This window comes from Acinetobacter lwoffii (genome assembly GCF_024129735.1).
GTDB lineage: Bacteria > Pseudomonadota > Gammaproteobacteria > Pseudomonadales > Moraxellaceae > Acinetobacter > Acinetobacter lwoffii_H.
Map to the genome: position 1 here is coordinate 1 of NZ_JAMXXK010000025.1, position 23,356 is coordinate 23,356.

A 23,356-nucleotide genomic window follows, 5' to 3' on the forward strand; every position below is an offset into this window, starting at 1 on the left:
ATCCTGGTCGTTAAAGTGTTTGTTTGCACTCATATTTTAACTGTTAGGACTCAGGTTTTTTTATTTAAAGCAAACTATGGGACAGCAGTGGCTCGAAAGCCTCTTTTTAAATGTGATTAAAAAAGATTAAGTATGAGAATAATCCATTAACCACGGAAGTTATTTAACAATGCCGATGTAATTGATTTATTGTGTGTTGCCACTTTGGTTTTTTTAGCTTTCTTTGAGTTGTCTTCGACACGTTCAATCTTGATCGCTTTGTACTTATCGCCATTTTCAACAACATTAAATTTCACGCGTTCATTGCGTTTTGGCTCGCCTTCTGCCGCAGGGAAGTCTGAAATATGGAAGAATACATCTCCCTCAGCGCAGCCAATAAAACCGAAACCTTTGGCAGGGTCATACTGTTTGATTTTGCCCTGATACAATTCATCTTTCATGCTATTGTCCTATCCTGAAAATGCCCTGTCTACATTATATAAAAAAGAGGCTGTAGTAGCCCCTTTTTTCATCATATTCAAAAATTAGTCTTTTTGAACTGAACCAAAGATTTTATCCCCAGCATCGCCAAGACCTGGAACGATATAACCATTTTCATTTAAGCCATTATCGATAGAAGCAGTAAAAATCACAACATCCGGATGCGTAGCTTCTACACGCTTAATGCCTTCTGGTGCAGCAACTAGAACCATCACACGAATATCTTTACAGCCGCTGGCTTTCAGTACATCAATTGCAGCCACTAAAGAAGAACCGGTCGCCAACATTGGATCAATGATCATTGCGATACGGTTTTGTACGTCTGGAACCAGTTTTTTATAATAGGTACGTGCTTCCAGAGTTTCTTCATCACGCTCTAAACCAAGTACTGATACTTTTGCACTTGGAATCAGGTTCAGGAAACCGTCAAGCATGCCAATACCGGCACGTAGAATTGGCACAACCGTGATTTTTTTACCCGCAATACGATCAACTGTAACAGCACCATTCCAGCCATCAATATCATGTTCAACCATTGGCAGGTCTTTAGTTGCTTCATAAGTCAGAAGCATGGTCACTTCTTGAGCTAACTCACGGAAATTCTTGGTACTGATATCTGCACGACGGAGTAAACCAAGCTTATGTCGAATGAGCGGATGACGGATTTCATGGATTGCCACGGGAGAACACCTAAAAGGTTAAAGATAAATTTCCGCTATTATAAAGGCTTTTATTGATTTGTATAAATAAAAAAGCCCCCAATCATGGAGGCTTTTTTGTAATAACGTCAATCTTTGCAGATATTAGTTAAAACCACTTTGAACCAAAGTGAAAATGAACTGTTGCAATTCAGGTGACATGGCAAAGAATGCATATTTAGATACTGCAATCACTGGATCTGGGTAGACACCGATCACAAGTACCGCAAGCGCAGCAAGAAGTACCATGATACCACCGACTTTTTGACCCCAATGATTCACCGCATCTAGACGTGGTGTTTCAGGTGGTGTCATGTAAAGCACAACCATCACACGTAGGTAGTAGTACAAACCGATACCAGAACCCAAGATAACCATCGCAGTCAGGAACCAGGCTTCGCCTGCAACCGCAGTTTTAATTACCAGGAACTTACCGATAAAGCCGGCAGTTAAAGGAATACCTGCAAGAGACAGCATCATCACCGTCAATACAGCAGTCAATACTGGACGGCGCCAGAACAGACCACGGTATTCAGCCAGACTACCCGCTTCATCCGTATTGTTATACGGACTAGACATCAGCGTAACAACACCGAACGCACCGATCGTGGTTAATACATAGGTAATCACGTAGACGTTTACACTTTCAAAAGTCGCGAAACCTTGAACCTGTAAGAAATCCGTATTACGTGAACTTACGATGGCAACCAGCAAATAACCAAAGTGTGCAATTGAAGAGTATGCCAGGATACGTTTCAAGTTCACCTGGCGAACCGCCAGCAAGTTACCTGCAAGGATAGACAGAACCGCAATAATTGAGATGATCGTGACGAAGCTGTCTGCCAGAATTAGACCCGAAGACAACGCATAACGAACAAACAGACCAATCATGGCTACTTTCGCAACAGTCGCAAGGAAAGTCGCGATTGGCGCTGGTGCACCAGCATATACGTCTGGTGTCCATTTGTGGAATGGTGCCAGCGATAATTTAAATGCTACTGCAAATACAATTAATGCCAGACCAATCACGACAGCCGGTTGACTGAATACAGTAAACAGTTTGCCTGGTTCAGCCACGAAACTTAAAGTACCTGTATATGCATAAATATATGCCATACCCATGAGCAGCATTGCTGACGCAGTTGCTGAAAGCACCAGATATTTCACACCCGCTTCAAGCGATTGAGAACGTTGATGTGTATATGCCAACAAGCCATATACAGGAATCGACATCAACTCAAGGCTGATAAAGAATGATGCATAGTGTGAGCTAGCCACCATTAGCATGGCACCCGCAACGGATGTCAGCATCAGGATATATAACTCTTCACGGTTATCTTTATAGGTTTCGATATACGCGTGAGATAGCGTTGCACATGCAAGTGCAGCAATCAGGATCACAAACTGGTACAGCATCGTAAATGGATCTACGATGAACAGATTCATCACGTTGGCAGGTGCAAACACGCCTGCCAACAAAACGAAAATGATATAGAACGCAGCAAGGTTTAAACCAATCACCGTGGTGGTAGCCACTAGGTTATGGTTACGCTTGATTGCGGTCAGCAACATCACGACGATCGCAGTTAACGACACGATCATCACAGGTGCTAGAGGCATAAGCTCAGAAAAAGACATTGTGAAGTTCATGGCTTATTGGATCTCCACATTTTCAAGTTGAGTCGTTACTTGATCAGCAACTTCAACCACTTCTTGAACTGGAATGTAGCTATTCGCTAACCACGCCATGCTTGAGTTAGAAACGTCAAGGAAGCTTTGTGGATATAGACCAAGCCAAAGTAGACCAAACGCACAGATCAACAATAATGCGATTTCACGTGCATTTAGATCTTTTAATGGATTTGTATAGTGCTGCTGTTGTGCTTCATTTGGTACACCAAACAGGGCTTTGTGAATCAGGATCAAACCGTACAAACCCGCAAATACCAAGCTGATTGCCGCAAGAATGGTAAACGCCGGAAATTTCGCATAAGCACCCATCAGGATCAGGAACTCACCAATGAAGTTACCTAGACCTGGAATACCAACCAACGCCGCAACGAAGAACATCAGGAAGAATGCAAGATACGGGAATTGACCACGCATACCACCCATCAAACGCATATCACGCGTATGCACACGCTCATATACCTGACCACACATAATGAACAGTGCAGCAGATGAAATACCATGTGCCAACATCATGATCATCAGACCTTGGAAGGTCAGGATGTTACCTGCGTAGATCGCAAGTAAAACGAAGCCCATGTGTGAAATAGAGGTATAAGCCAACAGGCGTTTCATGTCGGTTTGCTGGAAAGCACACCAAGCACCGTAGAAAATACCGATTAAACCAAGAATGATTGCGAAGTCTGCAAACTGTGCAGACGCTGCCGGGAAGAACGGAATCACGAAACGTAATAAACCGTACGCCGCAGTCTTAATCAAGATACCTGCAAGATCGACAGAACCCGCTGTTGGTGCTTGCGCATGCGCATCTGGTAACCAGCCGTGTAATGGGAAAACTGGAAGTTTTACCGCAAAACCGATGAATAAACAGATCATGAATGCATAAGCCACCGCTGGCGCCTGAGCGTCAAGCGTATTCGCCACACCTAATAGATAGTTGTAGTCGAAACGGATTTCGCCAGTCATGGTATAGCCCACAGTCACCAGACCAAGGATACCAATCAGCATCACCAAACCGGCAACCTGCGTGTAAATGAAGAACTTGTTAGCTGCATAAACACGTGACTTGCCTTCTGCCCCTTTATGACCCCAAAGGGCAATCAGGAAGTAGATCGGTACCAGCATCATCTCCCAGAAGAAGAAGAACAGGAATAAGTCAATCGCCAGAAACACACCGATGACACCACCTAAAGACCATAAAAGGTTCAAGTGGAAGAAACCAACGTTCTTTTGAATCTCGCCCCATGAACAGCCTACTGCCAATACACCCAGGAGTGCAGTCAAGCCAACCATAAGAAGTGATAAACCATCCACTGCTAAGTGAATGTTAATGCCCAGGGTTTGAATCCAAGGCAATTTGAATTCGGCAGCCCACGAAGGTGTAGCACCGCCTAATTCATAGTTGTAAGTACCAGTCTGCCAAAGGACTATGGTCAAGACCAAGGTCACCAGCATACCGATCAGCGCGATATAACGCGGCAAGTGTTGGTCGAGTTTATCGACCAACCAGCATATGAAACCTGCAATGAACGGAATGAGGATCAGAGCCGGCAAAATAATATTGTTTGGAGCTTCCATTTTATTTCCCCACGACCTGAATCACGATCAAGATCATCAGTAGGACAACGACACCGAGCCCCATACTAGATGCATATTCACGCAGTGAACCGGTTTGACGTGAACTTGTAAAGCTGTGACCACCTTTAACAAGTGCAGGAAGTACCAGCCATAGGCCATCAATTGGATCACGACCAAAGATCTTCGCGAACATTAAATATGGCTTCACGAAAATGAGGTCATACAGCGTATCGAAACCTAATGCGTTACGGCAGATGTTGACCAGGCCAGCACCTACAGAAGTGGCTGCAAAACGTTTGACTGCATTGTAAGCAAAAGCGAACAGCACGACACCGACTGCAAGACCTGTTAAAGCAACAGCGATTGCGATGTATTCAGCACCATGTGCACCTGCTTCAAGCGCTTCAGGAATAATGAAGGCTGGAATTTGGGCTGCATCCAGAATGCTCATTACCGGTGCTTTCAGGACGATCGCCAGACCTGTTGAAAGTACAGCAAGAATCGCCAGTGGCGCCCAGTAAGTTGCACCTTTGATTTCGTGATAAGGCGTATTTTCTTTGCCGAAGAATACAACCCAGATTAAACGGAATGTATAAATAGACGTTAAGAATGCACCTGCAACACCGACCCAGTACAGCGTGTTATATACTGGTAAACCAGCAATATGACTTTGCGTCCAGACTGCAGCAAGAATCGCGTCTTTTGAGAAGAAACCAATGGTCAGGAATGGAATCGCTGCCAATGCACCGCCACCAATCGCGAAACATGCAAACAGGAATTTGTTCTTGTAGAACAGACCGCCCATCTTGAAGATGTTTTGTTCGTGATGATAAGCCAGAATCACTGCACCAGACGACAAGAACAAGAGTGCCTTGAAGAATGCGTGAGTCAGCATATGGAACAGACCTGCCTGGTATGCTTCAGCACCTACCGCCATAAACATATAACCGAGCTGACTCATGGTTGAGTATGCCAGAATACGTTTGATGTCGGTTTGAACCAGTGCAGCAAAACCAGCCACAAGCAAGGTCACCGCACCTGTGATCGAAATAAATACCATCACTTCTGGTGCAAGTTCAAAGACTGCGAACAGACGGCAGCACAGGTAAACACCGGCTGTTACCATTGTTGCAGCATGGATCAATGCAGAAACAGGTGTCGGACCTGCCATCGCATCGGCTAACCATGTTTGTAACGGGATCTGTGCAGATTTACCTGCCGCACCCAAGAATAAGAGCAATGCTGTCCAGATGGTCAATGAAGAACTTTGCGTCATTACAGTCGCCGCATTTTCGACGATGTACTGAATGTTCAAGGTACCGAATTGCTGGAAGATCAGGAACATGGCAATCAGCAGGAATACGTCACCAATACGGGTCACGGTAAATGCCTTGATTGCCGCCAGACCGTTTGCAGGGTTCTGGTAGTAATAACCGATCAGCAGGTATGAACACAGACCTACGCCTTCCCAACCCAGGAATAACAACGCCAGGTTGTCACCCAATACCAGCAATAACATGCTTGCAACGAACAGGTTGAAGTAAGAGAAGAAACGTGCGAAGTCTTCTTCACCGCGCATGTACCATGATGCAAAGATGTGAATTAAGAAACCCACGCCTGTCACCATGCCCAGCATCAATAAAGACAAGCCATCCAGCTGCAAGCTGATGCCCGGAGCAAAACCGCCAACACTGAACCAGGTCCAGAGATGTTGCACAACTGCAGTTGAACCATTATTCACAAAGTCCATACCCGCAATCAGTGCGAACAGTGCAGATAAACCGACTGCACCGACACCAATCATTGCTGCAACAGATTCCGGAAGCTTGTTACGCCCCGCCGCTAACAGGACAAAACCAATGAGCGGAAATAAAATTGTTAGATATAAATAACTCATCCGCGCATCTCACTAGCAGCATCCACATCCAGGTGATGGAAGCGATGATAGAACTGAAGGACGATCGCAAGACCAATACAAGCCTCTGCCGCAGCAAGCGTCAGGATCAGGATAAACATGATCTGACCATCTGGCTGTGCCCATGCACTGCCCGCCAGGACGAACGCTAAAGCAGCAGCGTTCATCATGATTTCAAGGCTCATTAAAATAAATAGTAGGTTGCGTCGCACCATTACACCGTAAAAACCCAGTGCAAAGAGAATAGATGCAACGATCAAACCATGCTCTAAAGGGATGTTGCCCATTATTCTTTTTCCTCTTCTGCATCTGGTTCACGTTTACCTAAATGGAATGCAGCTACCAGGGCAGCAAGCAATAACATCGCGGCAACTTCAACCAACAACAAGTATTGCGTAAAGAGTGCTTGACCCACTGCTTTCGGGCCCACCATTTCTGTACCCATTACCAGTGAAGCTTGTGTGTAATCAGAGTTTAATACCCATACCAGTACCAAGCCGATCAGGAAGCTCATCAACGCCGGATAAGCCCAAGCCGATGAGGTCAACCATTTGCGTTCTTGTTCAACGGTCTGCTCACCCAGGTTCAGCATCATCACTACGAACACGAACAACACCATGATCGCGCCCGCATAAACAATCACTTCCAGCGCACCAGCGAATGGTGCACCCACGATCAGGAACATGCCTGCGACTGCAAGCAATGACACGATCAGACTTAATAAAGCATGTACCGGATTCGCGTTAGTGACCACGCGAACCGTAGAGACAATGGCCACGAGGGCCATTAAATAAAATGGCCACATCATGGTAATAGACTCCGTACATCAACAGGTGCACTTTCACGCTGTGCTTGACCTTTGTCCTTACCAGCAACTGCCATACCGGTGACACGGTAGAAGTTATAGTCAGGATATTTACCAGGACCAGAAATCAGCAGGTGTTCTTTTTCATAGACCAAGTCCTGACGAACATATTCGCCAAGCTCAAAGTCCGGGGTCATCTGAATCGCAGTGGTTGGACACGCTTCTTCACACATACCGCAGAAAATACAACGCGAGAAGTTGATACGGAAAAATTCCGGATACCAGCGACCATCTTCACGTTCTGCTTTTTGTAGTGAAATACAGCCTACCGGACAGGCAACCGCACACAGGTTACATGCCACACAGCGTTCTTCGCCATCAGGGTCGCGCGTCAATACGATACGACCACGGAAGCGTGGTGGCACGATTTCTTCGGCCGGCACTTCCGGATATAAAATGGTGTCACGTTTACGTGTTGCGTGGCTGAACACCATCCACAACGAACGAACGATTGACCCGAATCCAGCTAGAAATTTAAACATTTTGTTCTCCCTGCTGTCTTAGGCCTGATTCATCAGAATCACAGCACCAGTTACCAAAAGGTTAACCAACGCCAATGGCAAGCAAATTTTCCAACCAAAGTTCATCACCTGGTCATAACGTGGACGCATTAATGAACCACGCGCCAGTACAAACATCATTACAAAGAATGCTGTTTTGATAATGAACCAGAATGCTGCTGGAAGGAACGGAATATCAAGGTTGAATGGCGCAAGCCAGCCACCGAAGAATAACGTCACGATCAATGCAGAGATCAGTACCACGTTGACGTATTCCGCAACGAAGAACATCCCCCACTTCATACCGCCGTATTCAACATGGTAACCTTCTGCCAGTTCCTGTTCTGCTTCTGGTTGGTCAAATGGATGACGATGCGTTACCGCAACACCCGCAACCACGAAGATCAAGAAACCCAGGAACTGGGGAATTACAAACCAAACATCTTTTTGCGCTTCAACGATTTCACGCATGTTGAATGAGCCGGCAATTGCCACCACACCCATCAACGAGATACCCAAGAACACTTCATAAGAAATGGTCTGAGCCGCAGAACGTAAACCGCCCAGTAAGGCATATTTGTTGTTTGATGACCAGCCACCGAACAGGACTGCATAAACTGCAATACCCGCCATTGCCATAAAGAACAACAGGCCGATGTTCATGTCTGCTACACCTAAATAAGGTGATACAGGAATAACCATGAACGACAGCACCGCAGTTGCCATCGCAACTGCTGGCGCCATACGGAACGTCAATTTGTCAGCAAACTTAGGTGTCCAGTCTTCCTTGAACATGATTTTCAGCATGTCGGCAACAATCTGGAACATACCGCCCGGACCAACACGGTTCGGACCATAACGGTCTTGCCACAAGCCGAGTAAACGACGTTCAATAAAAGACATCAACGCAGCGATCAGTACTACAACCAGCAAGATCACAATCGCTTGAATGACTGAATAGGCAATTGGCCAGTTTTCAGCCCACAGCGGCGTTTGACGGATTAATTCTTGTTCCATGAATTACACTCCTACCGCGACTGAAACAGGCTCTGCAAGAGATACCGTCGGTGCCAGACCGATTGGGTAGCCAATATAACCTGTCGGTAAATATTCAATCACTTGAACTGGAAGAACGATTGATGTCTCACCTGCTTTCACCGTGATTGTCTGACCATCTTGAACATTCAGGCGCGCTGCATCCTGCTCACCCACTGCAAATACCGCTTCAGGAATACGCGTTTCCATCGCTGGTGTTTTTACCGTGAATTCACCTGAACCAAAAATATGGTGCATCGGTACTAGACGGAAGCTTTCAGCATTGACCAGAACAGGTGCCGGTGCAACGAATGTACGTGCCGGACGTTTTGCCAAACGGTCGAATAAACGAACGCCTGAATCACCACCTTTCAGTGAACCACCCACAGTTTCCTGGAACTTGTTCCAAGCTTGTGGCGAGTTCCAGCCTGCAGACCATGCAAATGGAACCAGTGGAGATGGAGTCTGGTCTCCGACATAACCTTCCATCGAGAATGTTAATGCAGAGTCTTTATCTGTAGGCTGTTTCGGCTCATGTACAGACAATGGCGAACGCATTGAAGTACGACCTGAGTAACGACGTGGTTCACGTGCCACTTTCAAGCCATGAACACGGAAGCCCGCATCAGGTGCAACATCCAGAATGCCTTCAAGCGCAGGAACGTTTTTCGCCACTGACTCGATCACATCATCCAGTAAAGTCCAAGAAATCGCTTTGCCTTTTACGCCTGTTTCCAGAGCGTGTAACCAGCGCCAAGATTCCTTGATCGCCAATTCAGGATTGTAGTAGCTTGGGTCATACACTTGGTAGAAACGTTGTGCACGGCCTTCTTGAGAAACGACAGTACCATCACCTTCAGCAAACGATGCAGCAGAAAGTACGATGTCGGCTTTTTTCACTGTTGCAGTTTCAGAGTGATCCAGTACGATCACATCTTTACCTGCAAGTGCAGCATCGACCTGTGCAGCAGGAAGACGACGGTAAAGGTCGTTTTCAACCACAATTACAGTATCGTAATCTTGTGCAAATGCTTGCTCTAGGCTTTGACCACCAAAGATTGCCATACCCATCGAGTTCACTTCAGGAACCGTCAAAGTCAGACCTGCATTACCCAGATTCTGTGCAACTTGTGCAGCAGCTTCCATAATGGCAGGATCTTGCAAGCTTGTACCTGAGATGATCAGTGGTTTCTTCGCAGCTTTTAAAGTGTCCGCAATGGTTTGTGCAAATGCTTTGGCATCGTCATCTAAACCAAGAATCGTTTCACCCGCAACTGCTGCAGCAACCGCAAAACCTAAACGCGCAATATCGTTTGGAGAAGCAACCACTTCACCTTCGGCAACATCAGACAAACGGGTTTGTGTCGCAGCCAGGATGTAAATCGGAGATTTGGCATCTTGGGCAATACGTTGTACCGGTTCAGCCAACCATTCTTGCGTACGGCGCTCTGCCGCCATCTCTTTGCCTTTATTTTTCGCAGCCTGGCGAACAGATAAAGCCATACGAGGCGCAGTTTGGGTCAGGTCTTCACCTAAGATCAGCACTGCATCGTAGCTTTCAATTTCACGCATGTTCGGGTTGTAAACACCCTCGGTTTGCATGATAGAAGCTGCCAACTCAACCAGGTTTTGCTCTTTTTGAGACAGACCTGTAGAGAAGTTCTCTTGACCCACCAACTCACGAAGTGCGAAGTTTGATTCAAGTGATGCACGCGGTGAACCAATACCCAGTACTTTTTTGCCCTGGATATTTGCAATGACCGTGTCGAGTGCTGCATCCACTGAAACAGTTTCAACAGTTGCACCTTGACGGAATTGTGGTTGACGTGGACGGTCTGCACGGTTCACATAACCTGTACCGAAACGGCCTTTGTCGCATAGGAAGTATTGGTTGACTTCACCGTTATAACGGTTTTCTACGCGGCGAAGTTCGCCATAACGCTCACCCGGAGAGATGTTACAACCTGAAGAACAGCCTTGGCATACGCTTGGCGCATACTGCATGTCCCATTTACGGTTGTAGCGAGCCGAATGAGTTTTATCGGTAAATACACCTGTTGGACAGACTTCAGTCAGGTTACCCGAGAATTCAGATTCTAAAGTGCCTGATTCCGGACGACCGAAATACACACGTGATGCGTTGGCATATACGCCAAAGTCCGTACCACCTGCATAGTCTTTGTAATAACGCACACAACGGTAACACGCGATACAACGGTTCATTTCATGAGAAATGAATGAGCCTAGCTCTTGGTTGTAATGGGTACGTTTGGTGAAACGGTAGCGACGACGGTCATGCTGCGTCATTACGGTCATATCTTGTAAATGACAGTGACCACCCTCTTCACAGACTGGACAGTCGTGCGGGTGGTTGGTCATCAAGAATTCAACAATCGAAGCACGGAAATCTTTGGCTTCTTTGTCTTCAATCGAGATGTAGGTATTGTCAGATGCAGGCGTCATACATGACATGACCAAACGACCACGGGTATCTTCCGGATTCGCGTATTGAGTCACGGCACATTGACGGCAAGAACCGACAGAACCTAAGGACGGATGCCAACAAAAGTATGGGATATCAATGCCAAGACTCAAACATGCTTGTAGCAAGTTTTCCGAGCCGTTGACTTCATACGATTTGCCATCGACATGAATTGTAGCCATAGTCGAATTCCTTAAGCTTGTTCTACGGAGCTAACTTGAGCAGCGGCATTCACCACCTTCGCTTCAAATTCGCCACGGAAATGTTTGAGTGCGCCCATGAGCGGTTCCATTGCACCCGGTGCGTGGGCACAGAAAGTTTTACCGATCCAAAGCTTACGCGTTAACTCTTGTAAGTGATCGATATCTTCCTGTTTACCTGTGCCATTTTCCAGCGCTTTTAACGCTTTCACTGCCCAAGGCAAGCCATCACGGCAAGGGGTACAGAAACCACATGATTCGCGTGCAAAGAATTCTTCCAGGTTACGTGTCGCTGAAACCATACATTGGGTTTCATCTACCACCATCAACAAACAAGTCCCTAAACGCGAACCTGCTTTCATGATGCTTTCCGCATCCATAGGAAGATCAATATGCTCGGCAGCCAGGAAGTCAGTCGATGCACCACCCGGTAACCATGCTTTCAGTTTTAAGCCGTCGCGCATACCACCAGCATGGTCTTCAATTACTTCACGTGCTGTTGTACCAAATGGAAGTTCCCATAGACCCGGGAATTTCACCTTACCTGACGCACCATAAATCTTGGTGCCTGGATCTTTCGACTTACCCGCAGATAAGTTGATATACCATTCAGGACCACGCAGCATGATTGCCGGTAAGTTGTTGTAGGTCTCTACGTTGTTGACAATCGTAGGACGACCCCAAGCACCTGCAACTTGCGGGAATGGCGGTTTGGTACGCGGGTTGGCACGGCGACCTTCAAGCGAGTTAATCAATGCAGTTTCTTCACCGCAGATATAACGACCCGCACCAGTATGCACGTGTAACTCGAAGTTCCAGCCTGTACCAAGGATATTATCCCCTAAGTAACCTTTGGCACGAACTTGCTCAAGTGCTTCATTTAAGTACTGAGCAGCTTCGATGTACTCGCCACGGATAAAGATATAACCATGTGTTGCTTCAAGCGTATAACCCGCAATCAGCATCCCTTCGATCAATTGATGCGGAAGATCTTCCATCAACAAACGGTCTTTAAAGGTACCTGGTTCCATCTCATCGGCATTACAAATCAGGTAACGTGGACCTGAGTTGTCGTTTGGCGCCATGAGTGACCATTTGATGCCTGCCGGGAAGCCTGCACCACCACGACCTTTAACAGTCGCTGCCTTAACCACTTCCAATACATCTTTAGGCGACATGGTCAGTGCTTTTTTAAAGCCTGCATAACCTTCCAGCGCTTCGTAATCATCTGCATTACGTACGTTGGCTTGTTTGCTTAAACGCCATGTTAATGGATGCGTTTCCGGGTTACCGTCGCCATAAATTGGTTTTGGTTCAGTATTCATACATACTTCTCCAACAGCTGTTTCACCGAAGTCACTTCAACCAGACCGTGCGTGTCTTCATCAATCATTAAGGTTGGACCTTTGTCACAGTTGCCCAGACAGCAAATTGGCAGCAAAGTAAAACGACCATCTGCAGTCGTTTGACCAAACTGAATGCCTAATTCGCGCTGGAATGCTTCTGCCAAAGTTTCCGCACCCATCAAGAAACACGCAATCGAATCACATAACAGAATTACGTGACGACCGACCGGCTGACGGTAAATACGGTTATAGAACGTTGCCACACCTTCAAGGTCTGCAACGCTCATGCTCAGCATTTGTGCGATGGCATTCATTTGCGCATCATCTACCCAGCCATTACGGCGTTGTACACACTTCAGCGCATCTAGACACGCTGCACGTGGGTATGGGTAGTGCCCCATGTGATGTTCGATATCGTGAATTTCGTCCTCAGTCAAAATTCCTTCAACATTCACACGTGGCTTTTTATCAGTCAAAATCATCATAATGCGTTTACCCCTTAGCGATCCACGTCAGCCATTACGACGTCAATGGTCGCTAAATAAATGATTAAGTCAGACATTAAGCTGCCGTTAATCACAGAAGGCATTTGCTGTAAATGCGTGAAGGTTGGTGTACGGATACGGGTACGGTAACTCATAGTTGACTTGTCTGAAGTCAAGTAGTAGTTCGACGCGCCTTTCACCACTTCCGCCATCACAGATGCTTCACCCGCCGGCATTACAGGACCCCATGACACGCTCAGGAAGTGCGTAATCAAGGTTTCAATATCTTGTAATGTCTTGTCTTTTGGTGGTGGAACAGCCAGTGGATGGTCTGCTTTGTACGCACCAGACGGCATATTATCTAAACATTGTTTGATAATTTTCAGTGATTCTTCGATTTCACGGTAGTGAACGATGACACGTGCATAGGCATCGCCTTCGTACTCAACCGGCACTTCGAAGTCGTAATTTTCATAACCGCTATATGGACGGTATTTACGTACGTCAAAGTCGATACCTGTAGCGCGTAGACCTGTACCTGTTACACCCCAAGCCAATGCAGATTTTGCATCGTATTGCGCAACATTACGGGTACGACCCACAAACACCGAGTTTTTCAGCGCTGCAGTATGGTATTCCTTCAAACGTTTCGGCATCCAGTCCAGAATTTCACGGATCAGGTGCTGCCAGTTGTTTGGAAGGTCATGTGCTGTACCACCGATACGGAACCATGCCGGGTGCATACGGTAACCGGTGATCGCTTCAATCGCGTCATAGATTTTTTGACGGTCAGCGAACATGTAGAAGACTGGCGTCATACCGCCGGCATCCTGAATCGCAGTACCAATGAACAGCAAGTGGTTATTGATACGGAACAGTTCAGACATCATCACGCGGATACATTGCGCACGGTCAGGAACCGTAATACCGGCCATTTGCTCTACGCCAAGCACGTAAGGCATGTTTTGCGCACAACCACCGAGGTAGTCGACACGGTCTGTATACGGAATGAATGAATGCCAGGTTTGACGTTCAGCCATCTTTTCCACACCACGGTGGTGATAACCGATATCAGGCACACAGTCTTTCACTTCTTCACCGTCCAGCTGCAAGATCACACGGAACGCACCGTGCGCAGATGGATGGTTCGGACCCAAGTTCAGGAACATGAAGTCTTCATCGGCATTGCCGCGCTTCATACCCCAATCTTCAGGGACGAAACGAAGATGTTCCTGTTCGTAGTCCTGTTTGGCTTTATCTTGCAAATACGGCGTATATTCGGTCGCACGTGCAGAATATTCTTTACGTAGCGGATGACCTTCCCAATAGGTTGGCAACAAGATACGACGGAGCATTGGATGCCCTTCGAAATTGATCCCGAACATATCGTAAGCTTCGCGTTCATACCAGTTGGCATTTGGCCAAATATTGGTTGCCGTTGGAAGATTCAAATCGCTTTCAGCTAAGGCAACTTTAATACGAATGTCAGTATTACGCTCGAGCGACAACAAGTGATAGAACACGGTGAAGTCAGACGCAGGTAAACCGTCGCGGTGCGTACGCAGACGCTCATCTACCGCTGACAAGTCGAACAACATCACGTAAGGACGTGACACTGTACGCAAGAACATTAAAACGTCTTGTACACGTGCGCGCTCAACCCAGACTGTCGGGAAATCCTCGAAAGTCGTTTGCACAAAGAAGTTCTCACCAAATTTGGTTTTGAGTTCTTCAATAATGGCAAATGCTGGGCGTGAATCAACAGGCGTTGATTCTGGCATAGCAATGTCAGTTTCAGCCATTGGCTTGGCTTCCTATTTAATACAAATTCAGTCAACCTAAACGACAATTACACCCATAGCGGGTGCACAACAAAACAACCTGTCGTTTAAATTATTTAATTTCATCCATTGAGCGCAGATTTTTCACAGCAACACGCTGGTCTTTCTTACGGTCACGTTCCGGCATCATCTTTGGCTTATACACTGGCTTAAGATCATCACCGATCACCGCAGAAAGCGGACGACGCTCTAGTTGAATCTGGTCTTGCAACAGCATTAATGCCTGAATCAAAGCTTCAGGACGTGGTGGGCAACCTGGAATATACACATCGACCGGGATGATTTTATCCACACCTTGTACGACTGAATAAATATCGTACATACCACCTGAGTTGGCACATGCACCCATTGAAATGACCCATTTCGGTTCAAGCATCTGTTCATACAGACGCTGAATTACCGGCGCCATTTTCACAAAGCATGTACCCGCCACAATCATTAAGTCCGCCTGACGCGGTGAAGCACGGATAACCTCGGCACCAAAACGTGACAAGTCATGCACGCCGGTCAAGGTCGTTGCATATTCCACGTAGCAGCAAGATGTACCAAAGTTAAATGGCCAAACTGAGTTTTTACGACCCCAGTTGACTGCTGTATGTACCACATCCTCTAAGCGAGTCATGAATACATTTTTATTCACTTCTTCTTCTAGCAACGGATCTTCTACAACAATACGTTCCTGAAGTGGATATTGGTCAGCATTCGGATTCGCACGGGTTAATGTATATTTCATCCCGTCTTACTCCTTATCAGATAATTGAGTTTGTGACTTTTTCACAAAACCAGATGATTGAGCCGGGATTTGACCCGTTGGATCCATCACCAATTCTTCAACCGAGTTGAAGCGCGTAATTTCTGCAAGATCCATATTTGGCGAACCAATCTTAGCTTTAATTCCTGCTGCCTTACGTCTGTCTGAAGGTGCCCAATTGAGTGCGCCTGTCGATAATTCGTAAATCAAACCAACAAGTAAAACTATGATAAAGATAGCTGCAGTTGCAAAACCAATCCAACCTACTTCACGAACAGAAACCGCCCATGCATATAGATAAAGTGCTTCTAAATCAAACACCACAAAGAAAATTGCAACTAAATAGAACTTTGCAGACAAGCGGATACGAGCTCCACCTGCGCTAACTACACCTGACTCAAACTGCTCCTGCTTGGCACGGCCCCATGATTTACCCCCGAGGAGTAATGGGACAGTCAGCATAAAGACGCATAAAAATGTAACGCCGATCACGAAGGCAATAATTGCCCATTCGTATGGAGTAATAGCACTCATGCGGGGATAACTCCTGGCAGGCCTATTTGTTAACAAAGAATGTATGTATTGGCCTTCAAATACACCAAACACAAAATTAATCCCGCCAATTGTACCTGATTTTGGATTTCACTTGCTAGTTTATAAGCCTTAGTCTTTGGGATGATTTTTTAGACATTTCAGCATTTAATTTGACTTTAATCATTCAGAATTCGTTTTAATCGTTTTCCTAAATTAAATTTTAATTATCTATTAATTTTTCTATAAATAGCGCTACCAGAAAACAGACTGATCGATAAGCTGCTTTTCTCGTCTACCCATTTAGATATAGTCCTTTTCACTATTGAATCCAAGTTAAATCGGATAAAAACTTATTTTAACAATAATTTTTTCTTTCAAACCAATTGATTTAACTTGATATTTAATATGATTTTTTACACTTAACGGTTGATTTACCTCCTGCAGCCACTTGGTAATCTTGGATTGGCAATTGTGTCTTTTTGCAACATGCTCAACGGACTGATTCAGAATATGTTATTTCTATTTCTAAACCACATCATGACATTAATAAAGTAACAATAAGGAGTCCTTGCATGTCTCTACGCTTTTCGCATAAGCCGAATTATTTTTTATTTGCTCAATTACTGGTTCGACATATAGAAAATTACATCCAGAAAAACCCCAACATAAGCCAGGCAGCTTTTGACTTACGTGACATCCATGCACTTTTTCAAGAGGACCATGCTTCTTCCAGCATCAATCTGGATGGCATTATGAATATCGCTGACGAATATAAAGTCGAAACGTTATCAGGCGACCAAAAACTGATTCAGCGTTATAACGTCGATGCGAAAAATACCAAACTGGTGATCGACTTTAACTCTGAAGCGCTACAAAGCTTAAAAGAGGGTAAATCACTCATTGAACCTGATGCGACCATTCAGGAATAAAAATCGCTCCTAATAAAAAACGATGCCGATGCATCGTTTTTTATGACTAAAATCATTTATACAATATCAAGCTAAATGATCACTCGCTTCCTCAGGCTTTTTTTCTAGCATCTTGCGCTTACTCTTCTTGACATAACGCTGTGCCGGCCAGGTCATGGTAAAACGCGCGCCACCCAGCGTCGGACTTTGATCCACCTGAATCGTACCACCAAACCAGTACGCAATCCGGCTGACAATGGATAAACCCAAACCATAACCACCCGAAGCACGGGTGCGGCTGTCATCCAGCCGGGCAAAGGCTTCAAAAATTCGGGCACGATCTATTTCCGGAATCCCCGGCCCATCATCTTCAACAGAGACATAGGCCTGACCATCTTGGTCCAGACCACCGCTAATCAAGATTTTATGATCACAATAACGGATGGCATTCCCCACCAGATTCTGAATCACACGATGCAGATAGCGACGCTCCGCCTCTACCGTGACTGCAACAGGCATTGGATGTAATTCAATGATTTTTTGGGTTTTCAGCGCCTCAGTTTCTTGTGCCACCTGATTCAGTACGTCATACAGATCAATCTGCTCAAACTCAATCGACGGCATGCCCTGTTCCAGTTTGGCATAGGTCATGATCTCATCAATCAGGGTATTCAGCGCTTCAATATCTTTATCAATCTGCTCCACCTGCTGCAGACGATAATCGTAGTCATCTTCATCCGCCATCATTTCCACACCAAAGCGGATCCGTGCCACCGGTGTACGCAACTCATGCGACACCGCACGCATCAGCTCACGCTGCGCTTCGATCAAACGCTGGATATGGTCTGACATATTGTTATAGCTAGATGCCAGTGTAGACATCTCGTCACTGCCTTCCACAGGAAGACGCAATGACATGTTACCCGATTTCATTTTGTTTAAGGCATAGCTGACTTCACGTAACTTGCGCTGCATCGGAACCAGCAGACCATAAACACCCAGACTCAACACAAACAGGCTTAATAAGGTAATACCGGTCGCCAACTGGAATGGCATCCAGTTAAACAAGGGTACCGGCCCCATGACCAATACTTGCGAGGTCGAACCAGGAATCGGTGAAATAATTGAAATTGTGGTACCACGAATAGAGGCATTATCGCGGTATAAAATGATGCTGTGATCCAGACGCAGACGTCCGATTTGCTCGGAGTCTAAAGGTAGATTCTGGACATTTTCGATAGAAACCGGATAAGAAAAATAATCCTGAATACGAGCCAGATATTCTTTTTCCTGACCTGGATAGTAGACCAGATAGTCCAGAATAAAGACTGGTAAGGCCTTCATCTGGCGCTCAGTAATACTGTCGGCCTTAATATAAAGGTAATGACCCGGGTCATCACGCAGCCCAACCACAATATAGGCAATACCCGATTCAGCGTCCCAACGCACCACCGCTTTTCGTTCGGCAATACGGCGCCCTTCAGCACGGGTAATGTCGACCTTGCTGGCTTCTACATAGTGAATGGGCAATTCCAGCAAATCGGAGGCATCAGAAACCCAATCCATCTTTTGCTGGAGATTTGGCTGGCGTGCAACCCCTTCACTGATGATATATGCCATACCATCAGTCAAGGATTCGCGATATTCTTGCGCACGCTGATAGTTGATAATCTGTACCAACAAATAGCCGAACACCGCCACCAAGACGACAAGGATGACGAGTCCTGCGTATATACGCAAAAATATACTGTGTTTAAACACCTATAATTTATCCTGCTTGTTCAAGCAACAAACCACATTTGCTTAAAGACCATTGGTCTCTTTAACGAAAAGATAACCTTTACTACGTACTGTTTTAATACGCTTCGGATTTTCTGGATCGTCACCGATTTTTGGACGGATACGAGAAATACGCACATCGATTGAGCGGTCTTGACCATCATATTCGATACCACGTAAACGCTCGAAAATATCTTCGCGAGAGAGAATACGGCCAGCATTCGATGCAAGCAACCATAACAGGTCATATTCTGCACTGGTAAAATCAACCAGATCGCCATTTAAGGTCACTGAACGGCCGCCATTGTCGATGACCAGATCATCAAATTCGATGCGCTGTGCCACTTCATCTTCAGGCACCTTGTCAGTACGACGCAACAATGCACGGATACGCGCCAGCAATACACGCGGCTGAACAGGCTTCGCGACATAGTCATCTGCACCCATTTCCAGACCCAAAACCTGATCCATGTCTTCAGTACGCGCAGTCAACATCAAAATCGGTTGATGATAATGTGGGCGCACTTCACGGCAAATGGTCAAGCCATCAGCACCTGGTAACATCACATCCAGCACCACCATATCTGGCTGCTCGGCAATAATCCGACGAATGGCACGGTTACCATCCGGCTCTACCCCCACCTCAAGTCCATTACGAATGAGGTATTCTTGCGTTAAACGAGCAAGACGCTCGTCATCTTCAACAATTAAAATCTTGGGTAACTTTTCTTCTTGGCTCATGTATTGCCCCTTATTTGGTGGATCTACGCTATAGGCGTATCCTTTTGAAATCCAATAGATACGTTTTTAATATGCTTGCAATATACACACGTTTACATTGTAAACAAGATAGCGTTCACCAAACTGATACATCAAGATAGCATTTTGTAATATTTTATCGTGCATTTTTTGGACAATTATGCTTGAAACAGTGGCTTAGATCTGATTTTCGATTTACACAACTATTACATGGACAAAATATGACTGCTTGATTCAGCACTTTTTAGTTATCCACAGTGTTATCTATAAGCACTTTCTTTGGACTTTGTTATGCTATGCCTTGCCGGATAAGGCTTATACAAAAATCAATAAAAATAGCGATATTTTTGCAATGATTAAAGCACAACTTAAGAAAAATATTTAGCTAAATGTCAATATTGATCTACCCTAAATTTTCCCGTATCTTGTGTGCAATTAATTTTAAAACCACTAGGTCTTGTGTTTATTCCTCAAATACTGTGGCATAAAATTTGCCCAGTTCAAACGGTCCATAAACATAAAAATAGATGACAATGGAGCTATGCTAAATGAGCGTAATCACTTCAACTCCTGGTCAACTTCAGGTGATTAAACGCACCGGTGATGTTGCCGCTTTTGATGCAGAAAAAATTTCTGTCGCAATTGGTAAAGCGTTTTTGGCGGTTGAAGGCCAACAAAGCGCTGACTCGAGCCGGATCCATGATCGTATCGAGCAACTGACGGAAATGGTATTAAATACCTTTAAACGTCGTTTACCTTCTGGCGGAACGATTCATATTGAAGAAATTCAAGACCAAGTTGAACTTGCGCTAATGCGTACGGGCGAACAGAAAGTTGCACGCTCTTATGTCATTTACCGTGAACAACGTTCTGAAGCACGTAAACAGTTGGGCGCACATCATCACCCGACCCTGCAAATTACCGATGCTGAAGGCAAACTCAAGCCACTGGATTTAAGTGCTTTAACTGCGCATGTTACTAAAGCAGCCGAAGGCCTTGAAGGCATTGATGTACAAGCGATTGTCGATGAGACCGTGAAAAACTTGTACAACGGCGTAAAAGAGTCTGACATCTCGACCACGATGATGATGGCGACCCGTACCCGTATTGAACAAGAGCCTAACTATACATATGTGACTGCACGTTTGTTGCGTGATGACCTGGTTGCGACTGGTTTGAAATTCCTGGGTCTACCTGTAGATACAGTTGAAGGCGATGCGCTGGAAACTTACCTGAAAAAAGGGATTGAGCTTGAGCTGCTTTCTCCAGAATTGTTGAACTTTGACCTGGCGAAACTGGCTGCTGCGATTCAACCGGAACGCTCTAACCAATTTACTTACCTAGGTCTGCAAACATTATTTGACCGTTACTTCATCCATTCAGATGGCGTACGTTTCGAACTTCCGCAATTGTTCTTTATGCGTGTTTCTATGGGCTTGTCGCTCAATGAAGAAAACCGTGAAGAGCGCGCGATTGAGTTCTATAACTTATTGTCTAGCTTCGACTACATGGCTTCGACGCCTACCCTGTTTAACTCAGGTACGTTACGTCCACAATTGTCTAGCTGCTACTTGACTACGATTGATGATGACCTGTATGACATTTATGGCGCGATGCGTGATAACGCAATGCTATCTAAATGGGCAGGCGGTTTAGGTAATGACTGGACACCAGTTCGTGCTTTGAACTCATACATCAAAGGGACTAACGGTAAATCTCAAGGTGTTGTTCCATTCCTTAAAGTAGCGAATGATACGGCTGTTGCAGTGAACCAAGGCGGTAAGCGTAAAGGTGCAGTATGTGCATACCTTGAAACCTGGCACCTGGACATCGAAGAATTCCTTGAACTGCGTAAGAACACTGGTGATGACCGTCGTCGTACCCATGACATGAACACTGCGAACTGGGTTCCTGACCTGTTCATGCAACGTGTATTCGAAGATGCTGAATGGACACTGTTCACGCCTTCTGAAACGCCTGATCTGCATGATTTGACTGGTGCAGAATTCGCTGAGCGTTATGCGCATTACGAAGCAATTGCCAAAGAAACAAACATGTTGCACAAGAAAATCCGTGCAAAAGATTTGTGGCGCAAAATGCTGTCTATGCTGTTTGAAACAGGTCACCCGTGGATCACATTCAAAGACGTATGTAACCTGCGTTCACCACAACAACACGTAGGCGTGGTTCACTCTTCTAACCTGTGTACAGAAATCACTTTGAACACCAGCAAAGAAGAAATCGCGGTATGTAACCTGGGTTCAATCAACCTGGTACAACACGTTCAAGGCGGTGTACTTGATCGCGAAAAACTGGCACGTACCGTTAAAACTGCGGTTCGTATGCTCGACAACGTGATCGACATCAACTACTACGCTGTTCCGCAAGCGCGCAACTCGAACCTGAAACACCGTCCGGTTGGTATGGGTATCATGGGCTTCCAGGATGCGTTATACGAAATGAATCTGGCCTATGGTTCTGATGCTGCGGTTGAATTTGCTGATGAATCGATGGAAGTGATTTCGTACTACGCGATTTCAACATCTAGCGATTTGGCTGTTGAACGTGGTACTTACGAAACATTCAAGGGTTCATTGTGGGATCAAGGTATCCTGCCAATCGACTCGCTTGACCTGGTTGCGAAAACTCGTCCAGAACGCATGTTCGAAGTGGACCGTACACAACGTCTGGACTGGGATACTTTACGTGCCAAAGTTCAAAAAGACGGTATGCGTAACTCGAATGTGATGGCAATTGCGCCAACTGCTACGATTTCAAACATCTGTGGTGTGTCTCAATCTATTGAGCCAACCTTCCAGAACTTGTATGTGAAATCAAACCTGTCTGGCGAATTCACCGTGATTAACCCGTACCTGGTACGTGCGTTGAAAGAACGTGGCCTTTGGGATGCAGTCATGGTCAACGACCTGAAACATTTCGAAGGTTCTGTGCAGAAGATTTCCCGTATTCCTGAAGAGCTTAAAGCCATCTTCGCGACTGCATTTGAAGTTGATACACGCTGGATCGTGGATGCTGCATCACGTCGTCAAAAATGGATCGACCAGGCGCAGTCTCTTAACCTTTACATCGCTGGTGCAAACGGTAAGAAACTGGACATCACTTACAAGATGGCCTGGTTACGTGGTCTTAAGACGACTTATTACCTACGTGCATTGGGTGCGACTTCTGCTGAGAAATCTACAATTAACACTGGCGCATTGAACGCAGTTAAACCTGCAACTGTTGCAGCTCCTGTTGTAGCAGCAGCTCCTGTCGTTGAAGCGCAAAAACCTGAAGCTCCTGCAGAGGAAGAAGGTTTTGCTCAAGCGGCGCCAGTGCCAATGGCATGTTCGATTGACAACCCTGATTGTGAAGCTTGCCAATAATGGAACTTCACAAATGGCAGAATTATCTAACTTGATTTATGCGTTTTCTGCACTAATTTCCTCGATTGCGTTTTTAGTGTTGATGTTAAAAATTAAAATAGTGTAATTAAGTTATGCCCCATAAG

At 45.6% G+C, this 23,356-nt stretch carries 19 protein-coding genes; 2 read left to right on the plus strand and 17 right to left on the minus strand.

The genetic code is table 11. The features are described from left to right. Positions 1-146 precede the first annotated feature (146 nt). The 15 genes from NI469_RS08630 to ndhC all read right to left on the minus strand — a co-directional run bounded on the left by NI469_RS08630 (position 147) and on the right by ndhC (position 16,399). Complete coding sequence (locus tag NI469_RS08630; RefSeq protein WP_004732065.1) at positions 147-440, minus strand: cold shock domain-containing protein; 294 nt, start codon at positions 438-440, stop codon at positions 147-149. Positions 441-524: 84 nt separating this feature from the next. Next, on the minus strand, positions 525-1,160 hold the full coding sequence (gene upp / locus NI469_RS08635) for a uracil phosphoribosyltransferase (protein ID WP_004280765.1): 636 nt from the start codon (positions 1,158-1,160) through the stop codon (positions 525-527). A 123-nt stretch (positions 1,161-1,283) separates the two neighbouring features. Further along, positions 1,284-2,828: an NADH-quinone oxidoreductase subunit NuoN gene (gene nuoN, locus NI469_RS08640; RefSeq protein ID WP_004645875.1), complete on the minus strand. Its 1,545-nt coding sequence runs from the start codon at positions 2,826-2,828 to the stop codon at positions 1,284-1,286. A gap of 3 nt (positions 2,829-2,831) precedes the next feature. Then, positions 2,832-4,445 carry an NADH-quinone oxidoreductase subunit M gene (gene nuoM / locus NI469_RS08645; protein WP_004280767.1) on the minus strand — a complete coding sequence of 538 codons (1,614 nt, stop codon included), beginning with the start codon at positions 4,443-4,445 and terminating at the stop codon, positions 2,832-2,834. A gap of 1 nt (position 4,446) precedes the next feature. Further along, the gene (nuoL, locus tag NI469_RS08650; RefSeq protein WP_253148105.1) at positions 4,447-6,342 is read right to left on the minus strand and encodes an NADH-quinone oxidoreductase subunit L; all 1,896 of its coding nucleotides are present in this window, start codon (positions 6,340-6,342) and stop codon (positions 4,447-4,449) included. Then, positions 6,339-6,647 carry an NADH-quinone oxidoreductase subunit NuoK gene (gene nuoK / locus NI469_RS08655; RefSeq protein ID WP_004280769.1) on the minus strand — a complete coding sequence of 103 codons (309 nt, stop codon included), beginning with the start codon at positions 6,645-6,647 and terminating at the stop codon, positions 6,339-6,341. Before nuoK ends, nuoL begins: the two co-directional genes overlap by 4 nt. Further along, positions 6,647-7,165, minus strand: a complete 519-nt coding sequence (gene nuoJ / locus NI469_RS08660; RefSeq protein WP_171054322.1) for an NADH-quinone oxidoreductase subunit J — start codon at positions 7,163-7,165, stop codon at positions 6,647-6,649. The genes nuoK and nuoJ overlap by 1 nt, the downstream gene beginning before the upstream one ends. Then, positions 7,165-7,707 carry an NADH-quinone oxidoreductase subunit NuoI gene (gene nuoI / locus NI469_RS08665; protein WP_004280771.1) on the minus strand — a complete coding sequence of 181 codons (543 nt, stop codon included), beginning with the start codon at positions 7,705-7,707 and terminating at the stop codon, positions 7,165-7,167. The genes nuoJ and nuoI overlap by 1 nt, the downstream gene beginning before the upstream one ends. Before the next feature lie 18 nt (positions 7,708-7,725). After that, complete coding sequence (nuoH, locus tag NI469_RS08670; protein WP_004280772.1) at positions 7,726-8,742, minus strand: NADH-quinone oxidoreductase subunit NuoH; 1,017 nt, start codon at positions 8,740-8,742, stop codon at positions 7,726-7,728. A gap of 3 nt (positions 8,743-8,745) precedes the next feature. Then, on the minus strand, positions 8,746-11,424 hold the full coding sequence (gene nuoG / locus NI469_RS08675; RefSeq protein ID WP_253174859.1) for an NADH-quinone oxidoreductase subunit NuoG: 2,679 nt from the start codon (positions 11,422-11,424) through the stop codon (positions 8,746-8,748). Between the two features lie 11 nt (positions 11,425-11,435). After that, complete coding sequence (gene nuoF / locus NI469_RS08680) at positions 11,436-12,767, minus strand: NADH-quinone oxidoreductase subunit NuoF (RefSeq protein ID WP_253174861.1); 1,332 nt, start codon at positions 12,765-12,767, stop codon at positions 11,436-11,438. Then, complete coding sequence (nuoE, locus tag NI469_RS08685; RefSeq protein WP_253174863.1) at positions 12,764-13,273, minus strand: NADH-quinone oxidoreductase subunit NuoE; 510 nt, start codon at positions 13,271-13,273, stop codon at positions 12,764-12,766. Before nuoE ends, nuoF begins: the two co-directional genes overlap by 4 nt. A 14-nt stretch (positions 13,274-13,287) precedes the next feature. After that, positions 13,288-15,075, minus strand: a complete 1,788-nt coding sequence (gene nuoC, locus NI469_RS08690) for an NADH-quinone oxidoreductase subunit C/D (protein WP_253174865.1) — start codon at positions 15,073-15,075, stop codon at positions 13,288-13,290. A 91-nt stretch (positions 15,076-15,166) separates the two neighbouring features. Further along, positions 15,167-15,847, minus strand: coding sequence for a NuoB/complex I 20 kDa subunit family protein (locus NI469_RS08695; RefSeq protein WP_004280778.1), 681 nt, complete (start codon positions 15,845-15,847; stop codon positions 15,167-15,169). 6 nt (positions 15,848-15,853) lie between these two features. Further along, positions 15,854-16,399: an NADH-quinone oxidoreductase subunit A gene (ndhC, locus tag NI469_RS08700; RefSeq protein WP_044111083.1), complete on the minus strand. Its 546-nt coding sequence runs from the start codon at positions 16,397-16,399 to the stop codon at positions 15,854-15,856. A 572-nt stretch (positions 16,400-16,971) separates the two neighbouring features. Here ndhC and NI469_RS08705 point away from each other — a divergent pair. Next, a complete protein-coding gene (locus NI469_RS08705) occupies positions 16,972-17,328 on the plus strand; it encodes a hypothetical protein (protein ID WP_005252677.1) in 357 nt (118 codons plus the stop codon). Between the two features lie 66 nt (positions 17,329-17,394). Here NI469_RS08705 and bfmS read toward each other — a convergent pair whose 3' ends face one another. Both bfmS and bfmR read right to left on the minus strand, forming a co-directional pair. Continuing rightward, on the minus strand, positions 17,395-19,068 hold the full coding sequence (gene bfmS, locus NI469_RS08710) for a sensor histidine kinase BfmS (RefSeq protein ID WP_253174867.1): 1,674 nt from the start codon (positions 19,066-19,068) through the stop codon (positions 17,395-17,397). A 42-nt stretch (positions 19,069-19,110) separates the two neighbouring features. After that, positions 19,111-19,827, minus strand: a complete 717-nt coding sequence (gene bfmR / locus NI469_RS08715) for a response regulator transcription factor BfmR (RefSeq protein ID WP_004280782.1) — start codon at positions 19,825-19,827, stop codon at positions 19,111-19,113. Between the two features lie 566 nt (positions 19,828-20,393). Here bfmR and NI469_RS08720 point away from each other — a divergent pair. Next, on the plus strand, positions 20,394-23,231 hold the full coding sequence (locus tag NI469_RS08720) for a ribonucleoside-diphosphate reductase subunit alpha (protein ID WP_004732078.1): 2,838 nt from the start codon (positions 20,394-20,396) through the stop codon (positions 23,229-23,231). Positions 23,232-23,356: the final 125 nt, after the last annotated feature.